Origin of the sequence: Lentilactobacillus sp. (assembly GCF_040773105.1) — a bacterium.
In the GTDB taxonomy this organism is placed as follows: domain Bacteria; phylum Bacillota; class Bacilli; order Lactobacillales; family Lactobacillaceae; genus Lentilactobacillus; species Lentilactobacillus parabuchneri.
The window spans coordinates 1-3,367 of the sequence record NZ_JAXGWW010000227.1 but is presented as its reverse complement, the minus strand read 5'-3'; the positions used below and the strand labels follow the sequence as shown (position 1 = coordinate 3,367).

Annotated in this window: 4 protein-coding genes and 1 riboswitch; of the genes, 3 read left to right on the top strand and 1 reads right to left on the bottom strand. The window is 46.7% G+C overall.

Features of this window, described 5'->3' with window-relative positions:
- Positions 1-213: 213 nt before the first annotated feature.
- Complete coding sequence (gene thiS / locus AB3112_RS09825; protein WP_084974075.1) at positions 214-411, bottom strand: sulfur carrier protein ThiS; 198 nt, start codon at positions 409-411, stop codon at positions 214-216.
- Positions 412-538: 127 nt separating this feature from the next.
- A riboswitch (TPP riboswitch) is annotated at positions 539-631 on the bottom strand.
- Between the two features lie 142 nt (positions 632-773).
- On the opposite strand from thiS, the gene thiE reads away from it, so the two are divergent.
- The 3 genes from thiE (at position 774) to AB3112_RS09810 (ending at position 3,302) form a co-directional block, all read left to right on the top strand.
- Positions 774-1,406, top strand: coding sequence for a thiamine phosphate synthase (gene thiE / locus AB3112_RS09820; RefSeq protein ID WP_084974077.1), 633 nt, complete (start codon positions 774-776; stop codon positions 1,404-1,406).
- A gap of 166 nt (positions 1,407-1,572) precedes the next feature.
- Entirely contained in the window at positions 1,573-2,619 is a 1,047-nt protein-coding gene (locus AB3112_RS09815; RefSeq protein WP_084974085.1) for an LLM class flavin-dependent oxidoreductase, read from the top strand.
- Between the two features lie 2 nt (positions 2,620-2,621).
- The gene (locus AB3112_RS09810; RefSeq protein WP_084998266.1) at positions 2,622-3,302 is read left to right on the top strand and encodes an NADPH-dependent F420 reductase; all 681 of its coding nucleotides are present in this window, start codon (positions 2,622-2,624) and stop codon (positions 3,300-3,302) included.
- Positions 3,303-3,367: the final 65 nt, after the last annotated feature.

The following is a 3,367-nucleotide window of genomic DNA, read 5'->3' as shown; positions in this document are numbered from 1 at the left end:
CAAGGAGATTTCTGCTTGGAGGAGCTGTCCTAAGAAAGTGAGCGAGTCCAAGCGGTTAGCAGTCGGACTGTAAGGGGCCTCCGAGAGAAATTCCCGGTTTTGGAATTTTTGTCGGAGGTGCTTACAGGTAGACTGCTGCTTGGAGGAGCTGTCCTAAGAAAGTGAGCGAGTCCAAGCGGTTACAGGTAGACTACTGCTTGGAGACACCGCTGTTTAGCCACCACCGACGAAGGAAATTAATTCCAGTTTGTCGTTTTCGGAAATTTTAGTTGTGTCGAAATCCGCGCGGTGAATAATTTTCCCGTTTTGTTCGACAACGATATTTTCAATTGGCGCTTCGCGTTTTTTTAGGAAGTCCAGAATCGTTTCACCAACGACACCGGTTTCCTGTTTACCGTTTACCATCACCATAAAAAAAGTCCCCTTTCTTCAATGTCCGAAGAAAGAGGTTCATGGATGTTGGGTTTAACTTAAATTCGATTTACAGAAAAGAAAAGCCTTCTTTTCTGCAAAAAGAAGGTTTAAAGTCAAAATTAGATCAACATTAAATTCGCTCTTCCTTCGGCAGTCCAAACTACATCAGGTTCGATGGGTATTATCTCAGCCGTTTCCGGCACCCCAGACGAAATATTCAATTAGGCTTGAATGACTTCCAAGCTCATAGTTTATTTATAACCGCTTACAATCTGAAAGTCAAGCGAGAAATATCGCTATACTTTTTGTGAAAGTTCAATTAAACTGATGGCAAACGCAAAATACTGGAGGAAATCATTGTGAAATTGACGAATCGACCGCTTTATTTGGTGACGGATCATACAGAACTATCGGACGAGCAGTTTTTTAGCGCGATTGAACAGGGCTGTCAAAATGGGGTGGGCTTGGTTCAACTGCGACAAAAAGAAGGCACCAGCCGAGAAATTTTTGAACTCGCACAACAGGTTAAGGCCATTACTGACAAATATCGCGTCACGTTGCTGATCGACGACCGTTTGGACATTGCCCAGGCCGTGGACGCTGCCGGGGTTCATCTCGGGCAAAGTGATTTACCAGTGGACGTTGCCCGCAGTATTCTCGGACCTCGAAAAATCATTGGCGCGACTGCCAAGACATTGAAGCAGGCTAAAGCTGCCGAAGAGATGGGCGCCGATTATCTGGGTGTTGGTGCGATTTTTCCAACCACGACTCACGTGAAGACCGTTCATACATCAGTCGAAACGCTTGGCAAAATCAAGCAGGCCGTTGGCATCCCAGTTTACGCAATCGGCGGCCTCAAAGCCGATAACGTCGACGCCATCGACGGTGCTCATGTGGATGGCGTCGCAGTTGTCTCAGCGATTATGAAGGCTGAAGACCCGGCAAAGGCTTCCCGGGAGTTGCGGAATGCGGTGGAGGAGGCCATTGGGTAGGAACTACGAGGAAAAAACATGATGGCTTTTACGAGCAATTAACTTTGTGCCATAAAAAAATGAACAGCGCACTTTCGTGACTACTTTTAGTTGCTTTTTACCTCCAAGTAATATAATCTATTAATATACTTACAAAAAGTAAGCACTAGGAGGAAAAAGCATGAGCATGGTTGATGTAGATAAATTACAATTTGGCCTCGAGACGTTTGGCGATATCGTTCGAGGAGAAGACGGTGAGCTCTTGACGGCTGGCCAATCAATTCGCCAAATCGTTAAGGAAGGCGAACTGGCCGACAAATTGGGCGTCGACGTCTTTGGTGTTGGTGAGCATCATCGACCTGATTATAGTGTGTCGAGTCCAGAAATTGTTTTGGGATCGATTGCATCAGTGACTGACCGCATCAAGTTGGCTACGGCCGTAACCGTGCTAAGCTCTGATGATCCGGTTCGAGTGTATGAACGGTTCGCAACGCTTGAGGGCTTATCCGAGGGCCGCGCACAGGTCATGCTTGGCCGGGGGTCATTCACTGAATCATTCCCATTATTTGGCTATGATTTAACAGATTACGATGATTTATTCAACGAAAAATTAGAGATGTACAGCCAACTACTAAAAGAAAAGCCAATTACCTGGCACGGGAAGTTCACCCAGTCACTAAAGGATCAAGACGTTTATCCAAAGACAGATTATAACGGCATTGAAACTTACATTGGAATTGGCGGTTCGCCTGAGTCGATCATTCGAACTGCTCGGTATGGTTATAAAGTGATCTTGGCGATTATTGGTGGGCAGGCTGACAGGTTTGTGCCATATTTGAACCTGTACAAGAAAGCTGCTGAAAAATACAATATGCCCGTTCAACCAGTTGCCGTTCACTCACACGGATTTATTGCTGACGACGAGGATGAGGCGGTTGAAGTTGCCTGGAAGAACATTAAGGCAAACTTCGATCGAATTGGTCTGACCCGGGGATGGGCACCAATGAGCCGGGAGCAATTTGATGGGGAAACCAAAGTCGGTTCCTTTTACGTTGGCAATCCAGAGCATGTTGCCCAACGAATCGCGCGGACAATTAATTTGATGAACCTGGGCCGATTTGATCTTGTTTATGGTGCGGGTAACCAGACCGCTGCACAACGTGAACGGATGATTGAATTATATGGAACCAAGGTCATTCCGCGGGTTAAAGAAATTTTGTCTGAGGAGGGCTAGTCATGGCTGAAATTAAAAATGTGGGGATCCTCGGTGCTGGAAAAGTTGGTATCGTGTTGGCCCAGCTGGCACTCGCTGCCGGATACCACGTCCGGATTTCCGGTTCGGGATCGGTTGAAAAAATCGCGATGACGATTGAAACGCTGGTTCCCGGCGCGACACCGTCGACCAATCAGGGGGTTGTTTCCAAGAGTGATTTAATTATTTTGGCGATTCCACTGAGTCGGTACAAGAACATCAAGCCTAAGCTCCTCAAGGGTAAATTAGTGATTGATGCGATGAACTACTGGTGGGAGACTGACGGGATCCGCGAGGAAGTGTTGGACCCGTCCTCAACTTCCAGTGAGCAGGTACAGCAATATTTCAATAAGAGTACCGTTGTCAAGACGTTTAACCATATGGGGTACCATAACCTCCAAGAAGAGGCCAAACCAGCCGGCGCTGAGAATCGTAAAGCGCTGTTTGTGACTGGTGATAACCATGAAGCCGTGGATGAAGTGGCTAAATTTGTGGACACCATGGGCTTTGATACGGTGGTTCACTACGACATTGCGGATGGCATCATGACGGAGCCGGGCAGTGAGCTGTTTGGTGCGAGCCTGACCAAGCCAGAACTTCAGAACGTGATTGATCATTTTGATGAAACTGAATTTGGCAAGAAGATTCAGGCAGAAGAAAATTAGGCAGCATTCAGGTTAAGAGGTTGGAGCAAAACATTGAGTTTTGTTTCGACCTCTTTTTAGTTTTT